The 15029-nt window shown below is 62.1% G+C and carries 23 protein-coding genes; 5 read left to right on the forward strand and 18 right to left on the reverse strand.

Going from position 1 to position 15029, the window contains the following annotated elements; all coding sequences use genetic code 11:
- Positions 1–55: 55 nt before the first annotated feature.
- Together atpB and RQI28_RS09390 are read right to left on the reverse strand one after the other, a co-directional pair.
- Positions 56–934 (reverse strand): F0F1 ATP synthase subunit A, encoded by an 879-nt coding sequence (gene atpB / locus RQI28_RS09385; RefSeq protein ID WP_311224053.1) that lies wholly within the window; start codon positions 932–934, stop codon positions 56–58.
- Positions 935–949: 15 nt separating this feature from the next.
- Positions 950–1426 (reverse strand): ATP synthase subunit I, encoded by a 477-nt coding sequence (locus RQI28_RS09390; RefSeq protein WP_311224054.1) that lies wholly within the window; start codon positions 1424–1426, stop codon positions 950–952.
- Positions 1427–1734: 308 nt separating this feature from the next.
- On the opposite strand from RQI28_RS09390, the gene RQI28_RS09395 reads away from it, so the two are divergent.
- Genes RQI28_RS09395 through lipA form a run of 3 tightly spaced genes read left to right on the forward strand, consistent with a single transcriptional unit; the run spans position 1735 to position 3783 of the window.
- Positions 1735–2064, forward strand: a complete 330-nt coding sequence (locus tag RQI28_RS09395) for a DUF493 family protein (RefSeq protein ID WP_311224055.1) — start codon at positions 1735–1737, stop codon at positions 2062–2064.
- 27 nt (positions 2065–2091) lie between these two features.
- The gene (gene lipB / locus RQI28_RS09400; protein WP_311224056.1) at positions 2092–2787 is read left to right on the forward strand and encodes a lipoyl(octanoyl) transferase LipB; all 696 of its coding nucleotides are present in this window, start codon (positions 2092–2094) and stop codon (positions 2785–2787) included.
- Between the two features lie 15 nt (positions 2788–2802).
- Complete coding sequence (lipA, locus tag RQI28_RS09405; RefSeq protein ID WP_311224057.1) at positions 2803–3783, forward strand: lipoyl synthase; 981 nt, start codon at positions 2803–2805, stop codon at positions 3781–3783.
- A 172-nt stretch (positions 3784–3955) separates the two neighbouring features.
- Here the strand turns inward: lipA and ptsP are convergent, their stop codons facing one another.
- From ptsP to RQI28_RS09425, 4 genes are all read right to left on the reverse strand, one after another.
- Positions 3956–5713: a phosphoenolpyruvate--protein phosphotransferase gene (ptsP, locus tag RQI28_RS09410; protein ID WP_311224058.1), complete on the reverse strand. Its 1758-nt coding sequence runs from the start codon at positions 5711–5713 to the stop codon at positions 3956–3958.
- Positions 5714–5804: 91 nt separating this feature from the next.
- On the reverse strand, positions 5805–6074 hold the full coding sequence (locus RQI28_RS09415; protein ID WP_311224059.1) for an HPr family phosphocarrier protein: 270 nt from the start codon (positions 6072–6074) through the stop codon (positions 5805–5807).
- Positions 6043–6495: a PTS fructose transporter subunit IIA gene (locus RQI28_RS09420; RefSeq protein ID WP_311224060.1), complete on the reverse strand. Its 453-nt coding sequence runs from the start codon at positions 6493–6495 to the stop codon at positions 6043–6045. Before RQI28_RS09420 ends, RQI28_RS09415 begins: the two co-directional genes overlap by 32 nt.
- Positions 6496–6586: 91 nt before the next feature.
- Complete coding sequence (locus RQI28_RS09425; protein WP_311224061.1) at positions 6587–7135, reverse strand: hypothetical protein; 549 nt, start codon at positions 7133–7135, stop codon at positions 6587–6589.
- 230 nt (positions 7136–7365) lie between these two features.
- Here RQI28_RS09425 and RQI28_RS09430 point away from each other — a divergent pair, with 230 nt between their 5' ends.
- Both RQI28_RS09430 and RQI28_RS09435 read left to right on the forward strand, forming a co-directional pair.
- Positions 7366–7869 carry a TlpA disulfide reductase family protein gene (locus RQI28_RS09430; RefSeq protein ID WP_311224062.1) on the forward strand — a complete coding sequence of 168 codons (504 nt, stop codon included), beginning with the start codon at positions 7366–7368 and terminating at the stop codon, positions 7867–7869.
- A 299-nt stretch (positions 7870–8168) separates the two neighbouring features.
- A complete protein-coding gene (locus RQI28_RS09435) occupies positions 8169–8612 on the forward strand; it encodes a GNAT family N-acetyltransferase (protein WP_311224075.1) in 444 nt (147 codons plus the stop codon).
- A gap of 261 nt (positions 8613–8873) precedes the next feature.
- Here the strand turns inward: RQI28_RS09435 and RQI28_RS09440 are convergent, their stop codons facing one another.
- The 12 genes from RQI28_RS09440 to rpsJ all read right to left on the reverse strand — a co-directional run bounded on the left by RQI28_RS09440 (position 8874) and on the right by rpsJ (position 14978).
- Positions 8874–9380: a peroxiredoxin gene (locus RQI28_RS09440; protein ID WP_311224063.1), complete on the reverse strand. Its 507-nt coding sequence runs from the start codon at positions 9378–9380 to the stop codon at positions 8874–8876.
- A 168-nt stretch (positions 9381–9548) separates the two neighbouring features.
- Positions 9549–9818 (reverse strand): 30S ribosomal protein S17, encoded by a 270-nt coding sequence (rpsQ, locus tag RQI28_RS09445; RefSeq protein ID WP_311224064.1) that lies wholly within the window; start codon positions 9816–9818, stop codon positions 9549–9551.
- Positions 9819–9829: 11 nt separating this feature from the next.
- Complete coding sequence (gene rpmC / locus RQI28_RS09450; protein ID WP_311224065.1) at positions 9830–10027, reverse strand: 50S ribosomal protein L29; 198 nt, start codon at positions 10025–10027, stop codon at positions 9830–9832.
- 14 nt (positions 10028–10041) lie between these two features.
- Positions 10042–10458, reverse strand: coding sequence for a 50S ribosomal protein L16 (rplP, locus tag RQI28_RS09455; protein WP_311224066.1), 417 nt, complete (start codon positions 10456–10458; stop codon positions 10042–10044).
- Positions 10459–10461: 3 nt separating this feature from the next.
- Positions 10462–11346, reverse strand: a complete 885-nt coding sequence (rpsC, locus tag RQI28_RS09460) for a 30S ribosomal protein S3 (RefSeq protein WP_311224067.1) — start codon at positions 11344–11346, stop codon at positions 10462–10464.
- 14 nt (positions 11347–11360) lie between these two features.
- Positions 11361–11693: a 50S ribosomal protein L22 gene (gene rplV / locus RQI28_RS09465; RefSeq protein ID WP_309826628.1), complete on the reverse strand. Its 333-nt coding sequence runs from the start codon at positions 11691–11693 to the stop codon at positions 11361–11363.
- 9 nt (positions 11694–11702) lie between these two features.
- The gene (gene rpsS, locus RQI28_RS09470; protein WP_027997031.1) at positions 11703–11978 is read right to left on the reverse strand and encodes a 30S ribosomal protein S19; all 276 of its coding nucleotides are present in this window, start codon (positions 11976–11978) and stop codon (positions 11703–11705) included.
- Between the two features lie 10 nt (positions 11979–11988).
- Positions 11989–12813 (reverse strand): 50S ribosomal protein L2, encoded by an 825-nt coding sequence (gene rplB, locus RQI28_RS09475; protein WP_311224068.1) that lies wholly within the window; start codon positions 12811–12813, stop codon positions 11989–11991.
- On the reverse strand, positions 12814–13128 hold the full coding sequence (rplW, locus tag RQI28_RS09480; RefSeq protein WP_311224069.1) for a 50S ribosomal protein L23: 315 nt from the start codon (positions 13126–13128) through the stop codon (positions 12814–12816).
- A complete protein-coding gene (gene rplD, locus RQI28_RS09485) occupies positions 13125–13745 on the reverse strand; it encodes a 50S ribosomal protein L4 (RefSeq protein ID WP_311224070.1) in 621 nt (206 codons plus the stop codon). The genes rplW and rplD overlap by 4 nt, the downstream gene beginning before the upstream one ends.
- Positions 13745–14419, reverse strand: coding sequence for a 50S ribosomal protein L3 (gene rplC, locus RQI28_RS09490; RefSeq protein ID WP_311224071.1), 675 nt, complete (start codon positions 14417–14419; stop codon positions 13745–13747). Before rplC ends, rplD begins: the two co-directional genes overlap by 1 nt.
- Before the next feature lie 247 nt (positions 14420–14666).
- On the reverse strand, positions 14667–14978 hold the full coding sequence (gene rpsJ, locus RQI28_RS09495) for a 30S ribosomal protein S10 (RefSeq protein ID WP_005796953.1): 312 nt from the start codon (positions 14976–14978) through the stop codon (positions 14667–14669).
- Positions 14979–15029: the final 51 nt, after the last annotated feature.

Below are 15029 nucleotides of genomic sequence, written 5' to 3' on the forward strand. Positions count from 1 at the left end.
TGACTCCTAGGATGAAAAGAAAAAAAGAAAGAGGAAAGGGAAAGAGAGAAACGGCTCAGTGAGCGTCATGCGCCTGGCCGAGATAGATCAGCGCAAGCATCATGAAAATGAAGGCCTGCAAGGTGATCACCAGAATGTGGAAGATCGCCCAGATAGAGCCCGCAATGATGTGCCCCACGGGGAGCAACACACCGGAAAGCGACATGGCAGCAGCACCACCCATCAGGGCAATCAGCATGAACACCAACTCACCAGCGTACATGTTGCCGAACAGTCGCATACCGTGCGACACCGTCTTGGCAACGTATTCAATGATCTGCATGAGCAGATTGATCACACCCAAAATCAGGGCGAAGACAGGATTCTTGCTGGTGCCGAATGGGGCGGTGACCAGTTCGTGCGCCCAGCCGCCCAAACCCTTGATCTTCACGCTGTAGTACAGGCACAGGATCAGGATGGCGAACGAAAGGCCCAACGTGGTGGACAGGTCAGCGGTAGGCACGACGCGCAGATAAGCATGATGCGGATCGTGGCCGGCAGCGCCGTAGACCTGGGCCCAGACGGCGGGCAGCAGATCGACGGGCAGCATGTCCATGGCATTCATCAGGAAGATCCAGACGAACACCGTCAACCCCAGGGGGGCGATGAACTTGCGGCTTTCGGCGTTGTGAATATTGGCCTTGGCCTGGTTGTCCACCATTTCGACCAGCATCTCCACCGCAGCCTGGAAACGACCCGGCACGCCCGATGTGGCCTTGCGGGCAGCGCGCCACAACACGAACAGCATCAAAAAGCCGAGAACCAATCCGACGATGACGGAGTCGTAGTTCACCACGGAGAAATCGACGATGGACTTCTGCTTGATGTTCTGGAGATGCTGCAAGTGGTGAACGATGTATTCACTGGCAGTCGGGGCGTGCGCTTCTGCGGCCATCGGACAACTCTTCTCTCAAATATCAACCGGTTTGCGAACACCGGGCCGCGCCATGAGCGCGATCCAGTACGTTTTCATCGTCACCACCATGCCGACCAGCAGCGCCAGCCAACTGAGGTCCGGCACCAGCCGGGACGCCGCCGCCAGCATGGCGACGGTCACTGCAATCTTGACCAATTCCCAACCAAACAACCCCACCAGCGCCGCGCCAGCAGACCCTCGCTGACGCGCCATGCCCCGCGCAAACAAAGCAGCAGGAATAACGACGGACAACGCGCCGTAGGCAGCAGACCATGCGACATATGGTTTGCCGGACACCAGCCAGGCCAACAAGGCCACGGCGACACCGACCAACGCCTGAAACCCAACGATCCGCCACACAGCAACCGGTGGATTGTTTTGCCGCCACTGCCGCGCCTCTTGGGCCGTCAGGGGCTTGAAGTCGACGCTCTCAGCCTCAGTTTCTGTCTCGGGAGCGTTTGTTTTCGTCATTGAATGGCGCCCGCGCTACAGACTGAAACTTTTATAAAGCCCCTGATTATAAGTAAAAACCCATGCGAATCTGCAATGCCCCCTGATACGTACGTGGGAGCAGTGCACTGTCGCAGTGCGGCCACGTTGAATGCGGCGCACCGCCACGGTGCGTCAGCTCCGGTAGCGGACCCATGGTGGCGACAGACCGTGACAGCGTAACGACCCGCAAAGCCCACAGTCCCCGCAGGCTATAACGCACAATTTCTCTTTGCTCCCATAGACCAGATCGGCCGCTTTGCCCGTTAGCTGCAGCCCAAGGCCCCGCCATGACTTTGCCCCCCTCCCCCGCCCCCTCCGTCACCACCGCGCCGAATGGCGAAGCCGCCAGCGACACCCGCAAGGACTCGCTCATCGAGTACCCATCGCAATTTCCCATCAAGGTCATGGGACAGAAGGTGGACGGCTTCGTGGGCGCAGTCACAGAGATGGCCCGGCGCTTCGACCCTACGTTCGATGCCTCCACCATCGAGCTGCGCGACAGCCGTGCCGGCAACTATCTGGGCGTGACCATCACCGTCACCGCCACCAGCCGTGAGCAGTTGGACGACCTCTATCGCGCACTGTCGTCGCACCCGCTGGTCAAGGTCGTGCTCTAACACTTGCGAATGAATTCGGCCGGTGCCATGCACGCGCTTCATCTGGGTCGTGTGGATTACGCAGAAACGCTGCAGGCCATGCAGCGCTTCACGCAGGACCGCGGCGAGGACACGCCCGATGCGCTCTGGATTTGCGAGCACCCGCCGCTCTACACACAAGGCTTGGCCGGCAAACCCGACCATCTGCTAGCCCCCGCTGACATTCCCGTGGTGGCCAGCAACCGGGGCGGGCAAGTGACCTACCACGGCCCGGGCCAGGTGGTGGCCTACCCGTTGATCGACCTGCGCCGCGCCGGTTACTTCGTCAAAGAATACGTCTATCGCATCGAAGAGGCCGTCATCCGCACGCTGGACCATTTCGGTGTGACGGGGCACCGCGTGGGCGGGGCGCCCGGCATCTATGTGCGACTGGACGACCCCGCCAGCCACGCGTTGCTGCCGCAGCGCCCGCAGCGAGCCAGCGCCACCGGCCTGGCGGCAGCGGCGCCCGACTTCACCGGCCTGGGCAAGATCGCCGCATTGGGCATCAAGGTGACGCGGCACTGCACCTACCACGGTGTAGCTTTGAACGTGGATATGGACCTTGAACCCTATTCGCGCATCAACCCTTGCGGATATGCAGGCCTTGCCACGGTGGACCTTTCTACAATCGGGGTCCAAACCACCTGGGACGAAGCCGCCGCCGTACTGGCGCGGCAGTTGGCCTCACGCCTCGCACCCTGATCTCCAAGACCTGCCATGAGTACTTCCGAAGTCGTGCGCGAAGCACAATCCTCCGTCGACTACAACCCGCTGGCCAAGCAAAAGGCAGCTGCCAAGCTGTCGCGCATTCCCATCAAGGTCGAGCGCGGCGAGGTACTGAAAAAGCCCGACTGGATCCGCGTGAAGGCAGGCTCGCCCACCACCCGGTTCTATGAGATCAAGGACATCCTGCGCGAGCACAAGCTGCACACGGTGTGCGAAGAGGCGTCCTGCCCCAACATCGGCGAATGCTTTGGCAAGGGCACGGCCACGTTCATGATCATGGGGGACAAGTGCACGCGCCGCTGCCCGTTCTGCGATGTGGGCCATGGCCGGCCCGACCCGCTCGACAAGGACGAGCCGCTGAACCTGGCGCGCACCATCGCCGCGTTGAAGCTCAAGTACGTGGTGATCACCAGCGTGGACCGCGACGACCTGCGCGACGGGGGCAGCGGGCACTTCGTCGAATGCATCGAAAACATCCGCGCACTCTCGCCCACCACGCAGATCGAAATTCTGGTGCCCGACTTCCGCGGCCGCGACGATCGTGCGCTCGAAATTCTGAAGGCCGCGCCGCCCGACGTGATGAACCACAACCTGGAAACCGCGCCTCGCTTGTACAAAGAAGCGCGCCCGGGTTCGGACTACCAGTTCAGCCTGAACCTGCTCAAGAAGTTCAAGGCGCTGCACCCCAGCGTGCCCACCAAGAGCGGCATCATGGTGGGCCTGGGTGAGACCGACGAAGAGATCCTGCAGGTGATGCGCGACATGCGTGAGCACGACATCAACATGCTGACCATCGGCCAGTACCTGGCGCCCAGCAACAGCCACCTGCCCGTGCGCCGCTACGTGCACCCCGACACCTTCAAGATGTACGAAGAAGAGGCCTACAAGATGGGCTTCACGCACGCGGCCGTCGGCGCGATGGTGCGATCGAGCTACCACGCGGACCAGCAGGCGCACGCGGCTGGCGTCTGAATCGGCAGCGCACAGCCACCGGGCGGTGGCAAGCGCCCGCCACGCACATCAAAGCGCCCCGCAGCCATGCGGCGGCGCTTTTTTCATGGCCCTTGCATTTCAGGCGTTTTATGAGTCAAATTGGCCCGTAGCGCTTTACCCATAAGCGCTAGCAGCTATTATTTTAATAGCATCACACCTGTGCCAACAGCGCTGCCGGGTCGTCCGACGCCAGCACCTGTTCAGCCCATAGAGCCAGCTTGCGCGTGTCGGCTCGCAGCACCTCCTGCTTCACGGCCAGGATCTGCGCCGGATGCATCGAGAAGCTGCGCAGGCCCAGGCCCAGCAGCAGGCGCGTCATGGTCACGTCGCCTGCGGTTTCGCCGCAAACGCACACGCTCTTGCCCAATGCCGTGCCTGCGGTAATCACGTCGGCCACCAGGCGCAGAACGGCCGGGTGCAGCGGGTCGTACAGGTGCGCCACGGCTTCGTCCACGCGGTCGATGGCCAACGTGTACTGGATCAGATCGTTCGTGCCGATCGACAGGAAATCGAAGTACTGCAGAAAGCTGCGCACGATGAGCGCTGCGGCCGGCACCTCGATCATGGCGCCCAGTTGCACCGGGCCGTAGGTGGCGCCGCGCGCGTCCAGTTCGGCGCGGGCCAGCTCGACCTGCGCCAGGGTCTGGCGGATCTCGCTCACGTGCGCCAGCATCGGAAACAGCAGGTTCACCGGCCCGTGCGCCGCTGCCCGCAGCACTGCGCGCAATTGCGTACGGAACATGGCGGGGTCAGCCAGGCTCCAGCGGATGGCGCGCAGGCCGAGCGCGGGGTTCAGGTGCGTGTCTTTATGGCCCTTGTCAAGCGGCTTGTCGGCACCCACGTCGATGGTGCGCAGTGTGACGGGCAGGCCCTGCATGCCCTCGACCGCCTCGCGATAAGCCTGGTACTGCGCCTCTTCGTCGGGCAGATGGCCCGTCTTGCCCATGAACATGAATTCGCTGCGGAACAGGCCCACGCCAGCGGCGCCCGCGCGCACGGCGACCGCCGCGTCGGCCGGCTGCTCGATGTTGGCCAGCAGCTCGATGGTCTGGCCGTCCAGCGTGACGGCCGGCGTGTGCCGCAGGCGCGACAGCCGTTCGCGCTCGAGCGAGCCCTGGCGCTGCCTGAAACCGTATTCCGCCAGGATGATGGCGGAAGGATCGACGATGACCACGCCCGCGTCGCCGTCGATGATGACCCAGTCGTCCTGCCGCACCAGCTGGCTGGCGGCCCGCGCACCCACCACGGCCGGAATGTCCATGCTGCGCGCGACGATGGCGGTGTGCGATGTCTTGCCGCCCACATCGGTCACGAAGCCGGCGAACACGCTGCGCTTGAACTGCAGCATGTCGGCGGGCGACAAATCGTGCGCCACCAGCACCAGCGGCACGTCCACCGTGTCGTCCAGCAGCAGGTCTTGCGACGTCTTGCGGCGCGCGCTGCTCGGCGGCGGCGCCACCGGGCTGGCCACGCCTTTCATGTGCCGCAGGATGCGCTCGACCACCTGCTCGAGGTCGGCCTTGCGCTCGCGCAGGTACTCGTCTTCCATCTCGTCGAACTGGCGCGCGATGATCTCCAGCTGCGTGGTCAGCGCCCATTCGGCGTTGTAGAGCCGGTCGGTGATCCAGTGCTTGACGCCGCTGACCAATGCCTCGTCCTGCAGCAGCATCAGGTGCACGTCCAGCAGCGCGGCCAGCTCGGGCGGCGCGTCGTGCGGCATTTCGGCCTGCAGGCGCTGCAGCTCTTCGATCACGGCATTGCGCCCGTTGCGCACCCGCACGATCTCTGCGGCGACCTGGTCGGCCTCGATGAAGTAGTGCACCACGTCCACGCGGCTGGATGCGACCAGCACCGCCCGGCCGATGGCGATGCCCCGCGAGACGGGCAGGCCGTGAATGGAGAAGGTCATGCCAGCGGCCTCCGTACCGCTTGCGGCAAGCCGCCATCAGCCGCGGGGCCGTGAGGCTGCAGCCGGAGCAGAGCGGGAATGCCCGCCCGCATCATTCGCCTTCGCCGAACTTGCCGTCGATCAAGGCCAGCAGCGCGTCCATGGCTTCCTGTTCGCGCGTGCCATCGGTTTCCAGCTCGACCGTTGATCCCAGGCCGGCGGCCAGCATCATCACGCCCATGATGCTCTTGGCATTGATGCGGCGGTCGCCCCGCGACAGCCAGACATCGCACGGAAAACTGCCGGCCAGCTTGGTGAGCTTGGCGGAGGCCCGGGCATGCAGGCCGAGCTTATTGCTGATGGTGATAGTTTTCTTGATCATTGTGAGACCGTCGGATCTGATTCTGGGGCGCCGAGATAGCCACCTGCATCACGCCTTGGGTGCCGCCGACCACGGCGCGCGCCACCAGCGCATCCAGCGGCTCGGTGCGATAGCTCACGGCGCGCAACAACATGGGCAGGTTGACGCCGCAGACCAGCCGCGACGTGTGCCCGTCCACCAGCCGCTGGGCCACGTTGCAGGGCGTGGCGCCGAACACGTCAGTCAGCACCAGCGTGGGCCGGTCGCCATATCGGTCCATCATGATGCGGGCCGAAGCCAGGGACTCTTCCGGCGACGCGGCGGGATGCACGTCAAGGGCCTCCACGTCGTCGGCGCAGTCGGCGAACACATGCAGCGCGCATTCGCGCAGGGCATGGGCCAGGGGGGCATGGGCGATGAGGAAGATGCGCGTCGTATTCATGTCAGGCAGGTGTGGCCCGCATTATGGCGCCCGGCCCTCGCCCCCGCAGTCGCTCGGCGACCGGGGCGGCATGCCGTCAGCGCCATCCACTTCACTGCAGCACCAGCCCGGCGAAGAACGTGTCGGCAGCTTGCGGGCGTGCCGAGGGCGCATAGACCACCGCGTGATAAAGCCGCACATCACTCCCGTCCAGCTTGGCGAACCAAACAGCGTCGGCGCTGACCGACGTGCCGTCTGCTCGCTGCCCTTGCGCCACCAGACGTCCGGAGGAAGGCAAGGCCATCGACCCGGCTGGCAGGAACGGCGATAGCGGCGTGGCACCGCCCGGCGGCGCCACCTGCAGCCGCGCCAGCACAGCGGCGCGCCATTGCTCCAGGGCCGCGTCGGCCTGGGCCGCACCGGGTGCGCGCATGTGCGACACAGCAAAGGTCGCACCATCCGCGTCGCAACCCCACAGGGCCAAATCTACCTTGCGGCCGCCCACGTCCACCGACCGCACCGTGTGATCCGGCTTGCAGGGCAGCAGCGCGGTCAGGCCGACATCTTCCAGCGGCACGCTGCGCCAGTTGAGGGCCGGGCTGCAGCCGACCAGCGTCATCAGGAAAAACGCGGCGAGGCAGGCCATGCGAGGTAATGTCATGCGGATGATTATGGTGAACGCCTGACGCAGCGCCTGATGCCGGGGCTGATGCAGGTCAACTGCGCAGCAACGCCAGCAGGTCCCATCGAACTTCTTGCCGCACAGGCAATCCACCGCATTGGTGCGCTTGCCAGCACTGCTGCACAATGCGGCGGGTGTCACCCAGGCGCCTGCGAAGTTGATTTCAACGATATCGGGCCGCACCGCAACACGGGATGAAAACCAAGAACATGCGTATCAAACATTGGCTGGCCGGATCCGCACTGGCGGCGTGCGCCGCCGTGGCGGGATGGATCTTCCTGGCGGCAGGCACTGCGGCCGCACCGCAGTCCACCTTTGTGCTGCTGGACGGCACGCGCCAGACCACCGCCGACCTGCAGGGCAAGGTCACGCTGGTGAACTTCTGGGCGACCAGTTGCGTGACCTGCGTGGCCGAAATGCCCGAGATCGTCGCCACGCACCAGAAGTACCGCGAACAAGGTTACGACACGCTGGCAGTGGCCATGAGCTACGACCCGCCCAGCTACGTCGTCAACTTCGCCGAAACACGCAAGCTGCCCTTCAAGGTCGCCATCGACAACACCGGCGCCGTGGCCCAGGCCTGGGGCGACGTGAAGCTGACCCCATCGACCTTCATCGTCAACAAGCGTGGCGAGATCGTCAAAACCTACGTGGGCGCCCCAGACTTTCCCGAACTGCACAAGCTGATCGAGCGGTTGCTGGCTGAGACTTGAGGCGCTGGGAGAGCCGCAACACGGCGACTGGGTTGAGTGCCTTTTAGGCCTACAGCGCTTATAGACAGGGCGTCAAACGCTACCTTAATGGTAGCAAAGCAGCATGCTACCCCTGCAGTGGAAGCACGACTACCGGGCATCTCCGCCGCCGGCAGTGCCTCGAGCAGCGCCGATTCGTGCCGCTACACTGACTGCTCCTTTTTCTCCTTCGTCAGTCCTGACTCCTGCGCTGACGCACGCCAACGCCCGTGGACAACACGCCTGCTGTCACCCTGATCAATCCCACTCATCCCGACGAGATGAACGCCGTGCGCGCCATCTTTCGTGAATATGGCGAGTCCCTGGGCGTCGACCTGGCCTTCCAGGACTTTGAGGCGGAACTTGCCACGCTGCCCGGCGACTACGCGCCGCCACGCGGTCATCTGCTGCTGGCGGAGGTGGAGGGCAGCATCGCTGGATGCTGCGCCCTGCGGCCGCTGGACGCCGCTGACTACCCGAATGCCAGCGAGATGAAGCGCCTCTACGTACGCAAGGCCTTCCGGGGGTTTGGCCTGGGCCGCCAATTGGCCGAGGCGATGCTGGATGCCGCCCGGCAGGCTGGTTACGCCTGCGTGCTGCTGGACACGCTCGACGGCATGGAGTCGGCGCGTGCGCTGTACGCCGATCTGGGGTTCGAAGAAATTCCGCCCTACTATCACAGCCCGGTGGAGGGCTCGCACTACCTCAAAGCGGACATCGATTGACGGGTCGGCTTCAATTGCACGCCCGCTCCGCATCACGTCGACGCCATTGAGATTCCAAGCATTTTGGCCTCTAGCGCTTATCCATCAAGCGTTAGCAGCTACAAACTTAGTAGCATCAAAGAATCCAGACTCGGCCGCCTGCCCTAATCAGGCCAGTCGTTAATTTCCCGGATTGGTGGTGAGCGGGCATACCGCCCGCTCTCATTGCGCGACCAGGCCGATGCGAGCTGCTTCGACCTGGCTGCCAAGGGGTGGCAGGCTTCAGCCCTTGGCCTGCGCCAGCAGCGTGGCAGCGTCGCTGACCTCGAACTTGCCTGGTGCCTCGATGTTGAGCGCTACGACCTTGCCGTCCTTCACCAGCATCGAATAGCGATTGCTGCGCAGGCCCAGTCCCTTGCCGTTCAGATCCAGGGTCAGGCCCGTCGCCTTGGCAAAAGCGGCGTCCCCGTCGGCCAGCATGCGCACCTTTCCATCCGTCTTCTGATCGCGCGCCCAGGCGCCCATCACAAAGGCATCATTCACACTCAGGCACCAGATCTCATCTACACCGGCGGCCTTAAATGCCTCCACTTGCTCCACGTAGCCCGGCACATGCTTGGCCGAGCAGGTGGGGGTGAACGCGCCAGGCACGGCGAACAACGCAATGGTCTTTCCAGCCGAGGCCTTGGCCACATCGACCGGATTGGGGCCCAGGCTGCAACCGTTGCCTTCGACTTCGGAATATTCCATCAGCGTGTTGGCGGGCAGTGAATCACCGACTTTGATCATCGCAATCTCCTTGAGTAGCAGTAGTGAAAGTAGAGTGGAACTGAAGAACGGCAGGCGAGCAAAGCCTCAACATGCAAGCCCACGCGAAACCCGTTCCGGAAATAAAAAAACGACCCACATTGTGGGTCGTTTTCTGAGGCTGTGCCGCTTGAAGACCTGGAAGGTCGATCAGAGCAGGCCGGCCTTTTGGACCAGACGGGTCGCAACCCAGTTCTTGGTCTTGGAGAGCGGACGGCTCTCGGTGATTTCGATCGTGTCGCCCAGCTTGTATTCGCCATTTTCGTCATGGGCGTGGTACTTGCTCGACTTGCCCACGATCTTGCCGTAGAGCTCGTGCTTCACACGGCGCTCGACCAGCACGGTCACAGTCTTCATACGCTTGTCGCTGACCACCTTGCCAATCAAGGTGCGCTTGAGGGATCTTTTAGCTTCCGTCATGTGGGCTCCTCTTACTTGGCGGCTTGCTTTTGGGCAAGAATGGTTTTGGCACGAGCGATGTCACGACGGGTGATGCTCAGCGTGTTCGTGTTGGCCAGTTGTTGCGTGGCCTTCTGCATACGCAGACCGAAATGGGCCTTTTGCAAGGACTTGATTTCGGCTTCGATGCCAGCGACGTCTTTTTGGCGCAGTTCAGCAGCTTTGGTCATTTCAATTCTCCTGATCAAGCGCCAATTTGACGAGCCACGAACGTGGTGCGCAGCGGCAGCTTGGCAGCAGCCAGGCGGAACGCTTCACGGGCCAGTTCTTCGGTCACACCAACAATCTCGAACACCACCTTGCCGGGCTGAATTTCAGCCACGTAATACTCGGGGTTGCCCTTACCGTTACCCATACGCACTTCTGCGGGCTTGGTAGAGATCGGCTTGTCTGGGAACACGCGGATCCAGATACGGCCGCCACGCTTGACGTGACGGGAGATCGCACGACGTGCGGCCTCGATCTGGCGGGCCGTCAAACGGCCACGGTCCGTGCATTTCAGGCCGAAGTCACCGAAGGCCACCGAGTTGCCACGGGTGGCAACGCCGGTGTTACGGCCCTTCTGCTCTTTGCGGTACTTGCGGCGAGCGGGTTGCAGCATCTTTTATTCTCCTTTGCCGTCCGCTGCTGTAGCGGGCGCGTCAACCTTGCGAACGCGCTTAACGGCGGTGTTATCGGCGCCACCGGCACCGGCGGGCTTGTCGCTGCCGTCTGCAGGAGCCGCATTGGCACCCGCTGGACGACGTGGACCACCACGGCCTGCACCTGGACGGTCGCCACCTGGGCGGCCATCACGGCGTGGACCACGGGGACGACGCTCTTCTTCGGGACGCGGCGTCTCTGCGGCAGGCAGATCGTTGCGGCCCAGCGTGTCGCCCTTGTAGACCCAGACCTTGACGCCGATCACACCATAGGTGGTCTTGGCTTCAGAGGTGCCGTAGTCGATGTCGGCGCGCAGGGTGTGAAGTGGCACGCGGCCTTCGCGGTACCATTCGCAACGAGCGATTTCGATACCGTTCAGACGACCGGACGACATGATCTTGATGCCTTGGGCACCCAGACGCATGGCGTTCTGCATCGCACGCTTCATGGCACGGCGGAACATGATCCGCTTTTCCAGCTGTTGCGTGATGCTGTCGGCGATCAGCTTGGCATCGATTTCAGGCTTGCGCACTTCTTCGATGTTTACTGCGACAGGCACGCCCAGACGGGTAGCCAGTTCACGCTTGAGATTTTCGATGTCTTCGCCCTTTTTGCCGATCACCACGCCCGGACGTGCCGAGTAAATGGTGATGCGTGCGTTCTTGGCAGGACGTTCGATCAGGATGCGCGAGACGGCAGCGTTCTTGAGCTTGGCCTTCAGGTACTCGCGCACCTTAATGTCTTCAGCCAGCATGCCGGCGAAGTCACGGTTGCTGGCGTACCAACGGCTGGACCAGTTGCGGCTTACCGCCAAGCGGAAGCCGGTAGGATGGATTTTTTGTCCCATAGTCTTCCGAGCCTTTAGTTGCCAACCGTCACGTACACATGGCACGTGGGCTTGCTGATGCGGTTGCCGCGGCCCTTGGCACGCGCGGTGAAGCGCTTGAGCGTGGTGCCTTGTTCGACGTAGATGGTCTTGACCTTCAGATCGTCGATGTCGGCGCCGTCGTTGTGCTCGGCGTTGGCGATGGCGGACTCCAGAACCTTCTTGACAATGCCAGCAGCTTTTTTCTGCGTAAACGTCAGGATGTTCAGAGCTTGGTCGACCTTCTTGCCGCGGATCAGATCAGCGACCAGACGGCCCTTGTCGACCGACAGACGGACGCCCCGGAGGACTGCACGTGTTTCAGACATGGTCGTTCCTTATTTCTTGACTTTTTTGTCAGCGGGGTGACCCTTGAAGGTGCGCGTCAGGGCGAATTCGCCCAGCTTGTGGCCCACCATCTGGTCGGTGACATAGACCGGCACGTGTTGCTTGCCGTTGTGCACGGCAATGGTCAGACCGATGAAATCGGGCAGAACCATGGAGCGACGCGACCAGGTCTTGACTGGTTTCTTGTCCTTGGTGGCAACGGCCTTTTCGACCTTAGCCAGCAAGTGGTGGTCAACAAACGGACCCTTTTTGAGAGAGCGAGTCATTTGTTATCCCTTACTTCTTACGACGCGACACAATCATCACTTGTGTGCGTTTGTTGTTGCGGGTGCGATAACCCTTGGTCAGATTGCCCCAAGGATCGACAGCGTGGCGGCCTTCGCCGGTGCGGCCTTCGCCACCACCGTGCGGGTGATCCACCGGGTTCATGGCAACGCCGCGAACCGTAGGACGAATACCCATCCAACGCTTCACACCGGCCTTGCCCAATTGGCGCAGGCTGTGTTCTTCGTTAGCCACTTCACCAATGGTGGCGCGGCATTCGATGTGGATCTTGCGCACTTCACCCGAGCGCATACGCACCTGGGCGTAGACACCTTCGCGGGCCAGCAGCGTTGCCGAAGCACCAGCCGAACGGGCGATCTGCGCACCAGCACCGGGCTTGAGCTCGATGCAGTGGATGGTCGAACCCACAGGGATGTTGCGAATGGGCAGCGTGTTGCCGGCGCGGATCGGGGCTTCCGAACCGGACAGCAGGGTTGCGCCCACTTCCAGGTTGCGGGGAGCGATGATGTAGCGGCGCTCGCCGTCGGCATAGCACACCAGAGCGATGTGGGCCGTACGGTTCGGGTCGTACTCAATGCGCTCAACCTTGGCCGGAATGCCGTCCTTGTTGCGCTTGAAGTCCACCACGCGGTAGTGGTGCTTGTGGCCACCGCCCTTGTGACGGGTGGTGATGTGACCGTTGTTGTTACGGCCTGCCTTCTGGAATTGTGGCTCCAGCAGCGGCGCGTACGCTTCACCCTTGTACAGGTGGTCACGCGAGACCTTCACCACGGCACGTTGGCCAGGCGAGGTCGGTTTCATTTTGATGACTGCCATTTAAGCGGCCTCCCCGGACAGGTTCAGCTCCTGGCCTTCCTTCAGCGTCACGTAGGCCTTGCGAACGTTGTCGCGGCGACCCATCGTCTTGCCAAAGCGCTTGGCCTTGCCTTTGGTGTTCACCACAGAAACGCCCTTGACCTCGACCTTGAACATCAATTCCACAGCGGCCTTGATTTCGGGCTTGGTAGCGTTCTGCAGCACCTTGAACGTCACAGCGTTGGACTTCTCAGCAACCATGGTGGCCTTTTCGGACACGATGGGAGCGATCAGCACCTGCATCAGACGGCCTTCGTCAAACTGGATCGTGCTCATGCGAACATCTCCTTGAGTTTGTCGATAGCGCCCTTGGTGACGAGCACTTTCTTGTAGTGCACCAGCGACACGGGATCTGCGTAACGGGGTTCAACGATGAACACGTTCTTCAGATTGCGCGAAGCCAGGTACAGGTTTTCGTCCACTTCTTCAGCGATCACCATCACCGATTGCAGATTCATCGCCTTGAACTTGTCGGCGAGAACCTTCGTCTTGGGCGAATCGAGCGTCAGCGAGTCCACCACGGCCAGACGGCCTTCGCGGGCCAGCTGCGACAGGATGGCAACCATGCCAGCGCGGTACATCTTCTTGTTGATCTTCTGCGTGAAGTTTTCTTCAGGCAGGTTAGGGAAGATGCGGCCGCCGCCACGCCACAGAGGCGAGGAGGTCATACCGGCGCGAGCGCGGCCGGTGCCCTTTTGCTTGAAAGGCTTCTTCGTCGAGTGGCGAACCTGCTCGCGATCCTTCTGGGCGCGGGTGCCTTGACGGCCGTTGGCTTGGTACGCGACAACGATCTGGTGAACCAGGTCTTCGTTGTATTCGCGACCGAACACGGTTTCCGGCGCATCGAACTTCGATGCGGCCTGGCCTTGGTCATTCAGGAGTTCGAGCTGCATTAGTTCGCTCCTTCAGCGGCTTGGGCCTTGACTGCAGGACGCACCGTCACGAACCCACCCTTGGAGCCCGGAACAGCGCCCTTGATCAAGAGCAGTTGACGTGCTTCGTCGATGCGAATCACGTCGAGATTTTGCGTGGTGACCGTCACGTCGCCCAGATGCCCCGTCATGCGCTTGCCGGGAAACACGCGACCTGGGTCTTGTGCCATACCGATCGAGCCGGGAACATTGTGCGAACGGCTGTTACCGTGCGAGGCGCGTTGCGACGACATGTTGTGACGCTTGATCGTGCCGGCGAAGCCCTTGCCGATCGAAGTGCCTTGCACGTCGACCTTCTGGCCCACTGCAAACACGTCAGCCACGGGCACTGCTGCACCGGCGGCGTACTTGCCAGCGGTTTCAGCACTCACGCGGAATTCGCGAATGATTTCACCGGATTCCACGCCCGCCTTGGCGAGGTGACCGGCTTCTGGCTTGGTCACGCGAGATGCCTTGCGTGAACCGAACGTGACCTGCAGGGACACGTAGCCATCGTTCTCTTGGGTTTTGATCTGGGTTACGCGGTTGTTGGACACATCCACCACCGTGACAGGCACTGCGTCCCCGTCATCGGTGAACAGACGCATCATGCCCACCTTGCGACCCAGCAACCCTAGGGAGTTGCTCAGACTCATTGGTTTTCTCCAAAACTTTCACCGCCCTGACTTCAATTGGCCAAGGCGTTTGCACGGAGCAGCTGACGACTCGAAAGCCCTGGCCGGTGTGCGCGAAAGAAGGTTGATAAAACTTCGCCGCGCCGCAACTCTCAATAAAAGAGGCGCAAAAAAGGCGAAGCCACAAAGTATAACGCGGACTGCCTTTGCAGGCAAGTCCGCGTTATGGAGTGCGGCGCAGCGTCACCGCCGCGCCACGATCAGCGCATCACTGCAGCTTGATCTCGACGTCCACGCCTGCCGGCAGGTCGAGCTTCATCAGGGCGTCGACCGTTTTGTCGGTCGGGTCCACGATGTCCATCAGACGCTGGTGGGTACGGATTTCCAGTTGGTCGCGCGACGTCTTGTTGACGTGCGGCGAACGCAGGATGTCGAAACGCTTCATGCGCGTCGGCAGGGGCACGGGGCCCTTGACGATAGCGCCGGTGCGCTTGGCGGTGTCAACGATTTCAGCGGCAGACTGGTCGATCAACTTGTAATCGAAAGCCTTCAGGCGGATGCGGATCTTTTGCTTGGACATGGCGGTTCCTTGATTGCTTGAATTTAAGCAATGACCTTAGCCACGACGCCA

The organism is Acidovorax sp. WCS2018Noco2-16 (assembly GCF_031843945.1).
GTDB lineage: Bacteria > Pseudomonadota > Gammaproteobacteria > Burkholderiales > Burkholderiaceae_C > Paracidovorax.

Excerpts from the sequence above, each read along its gene's own strand:
- rpsJ (WP_005796953.1), bottom strand. The coding sequence starts at position 14,978 with ATGTCCAAGCAAAAGATCCGCATCCGCCTGAAGGCTTTCGATTACAAG.
- rplD (WP_311224070.1), bottom strand. The coding sequence starts at position 13,745 with ATGCAGCTCGAACTCCTGAATGACCAAGGCCAGGCCGCATCGAAGTTC.
- RQI28_RS09395 (WP_311224055.1), top strand. The coding sequence starts at position 1,735 with ATGACTTTGCCCCCCTCCCCCGCCCCCTCCGTCACCACCGCGCCGAAT.
- lipA (WP_311224057.1), top strand. The coding sequence starts at position 2,803 with ATGAGTACTTCCGAAGTCGTGCGCGAAGCACAATCCTCCGTCGACTAC.
- rplV (WP_309826628.1), bottom strand. The coding sequence starts at position 11,693 with ATGTCTGAAACACGTGCAGTCCTCCGGGGCGTCCGTCTGTCGGTCGAC.
- rpsQ (WP_311224064.1), bottom strand. The coding sequence starts at position 9,818 with ATGACGGAAGCTAAAAGATCCCTCAAGCGCACCTTGATTGGCAAGGTG.
- rplC (WP_311224071.1), bottom strand. The coding sequence starts at position 14,419 with ATGAGTCTGAGCAACTCCCTAGGGTTGCTGGGTCGCAAGGTGGGCATG.
- atpB (WP_311224053.1), bottom strand. The coding sequence starts at position 934 with ATGGCCGCAGAAGCGCACGCCCCGACTGCCAGTGAATACATCGTTCAC.
- RQI28_RS09390 (WP_311224054.1), bottom strand. The coding sequence starts at position 1,426 with ATGACGAAAACAAACGCTCCCGAGACAGAAACTGAGGCTGAGAGCGTC.
- RQI28_RS09435 (WP_311224075.1), top strand. The coding sequence starts at position 8,169 with ATGAACGCCGTGCGCGCCATCTTTCGTGAATATGGCGAGTCCCTGGGC.
- lipB (WP_311224056.1), top strand. The coding sequence starts at position 2,092 with ATGCACGCGCTTCATCTGGGTCGTGTGGATTACGCAGAAACGCTGCAG.
- ptsP (WP_311224058.1), bottom strand. The coding sequence starts at position 5,713 with ATGACCTTCTCCATTCACGGCCTGCCCGTCTCGCGGGGCATCGCCATC.
- RQI28_RS09420 (WP_311224060.1), bottom strand. The coding sequence starts at position 6,495 with ATGAATACGACGCGCATCTTCCTCATCGCCCATGCCCCCCTGGCCCAT.
- rpsC (WP_311224067.1), bottom strand. The coding sequence starts at position 11,346 with ATGGGACAAAAAATCCATCCTACCGGCTTCCGCTTGGCGGTAAGCCGC.
- rpmC (WP_311224065.1), bottom strand. The coding sequence starts at position 10,027 with ATGACCAAAGCTGCTGAACTGCGCCAAAAAGACGTCGCTGGCATCGAA.
- rplW (WP_311224069.1), bottom strand. The coding sequence starts at position 13,128 with ATGAGCACGATCCAGTTTGACGAAGGCCGTCTGATGCAGGTGCTGATC.
- RQI28_RS09430 (WP_311224062.1), top strand. The coding sequence starts at position 7,366 with ATGCGTATCAAACATTGGCTGGCCGGATCCGCACTGGCGGCGTGCGCC.
- rplP (WP_311224066.1), bottom strand. The coding sequence starts at position 10,458 with ATGCTGCAACCCGCTCGCCGCAAGTACCGCAAAGAGCAGAAGGGCCGT.
- RQI28_RS09440 (WP_311224063.1), bottom strand. The coding sequence starts at position 9,380 with ATGATCAAAGTCGGTGATTCACTGCCCGCCAACACGCTGATGGAATAT.
- rpsS (WP_027997031.1), bottom strand. The coding sequence starts at position 11,978 with ATGACTCGCTCTCTCAAAAAGGGTCCGTTTGTTGACCACCACTTGCTG.
- RQI28_RS09425 (WP_311224061.1), bottom strand. The coding sequence starts at position 7,135 with ATGACATTACCTCGCATGGCCTGCCTCGCCGCGTTTTTCCTGATGACG.
- RQI28_RS09415 (WP_311224059.1), bottom strand. The coding sequence starts at position 6,074 with ATGATCAAGAAAACTATCACCATCAGCAATAAGCTCGGCCTGCATGCC.
- rplB (WP_311224068.1), bottom strand. The coding sequence starts at position 12,813 with ATGGCAGTCATCAAAATGAAACCGACCTCGCCTGGCCAACGTGCCGTG.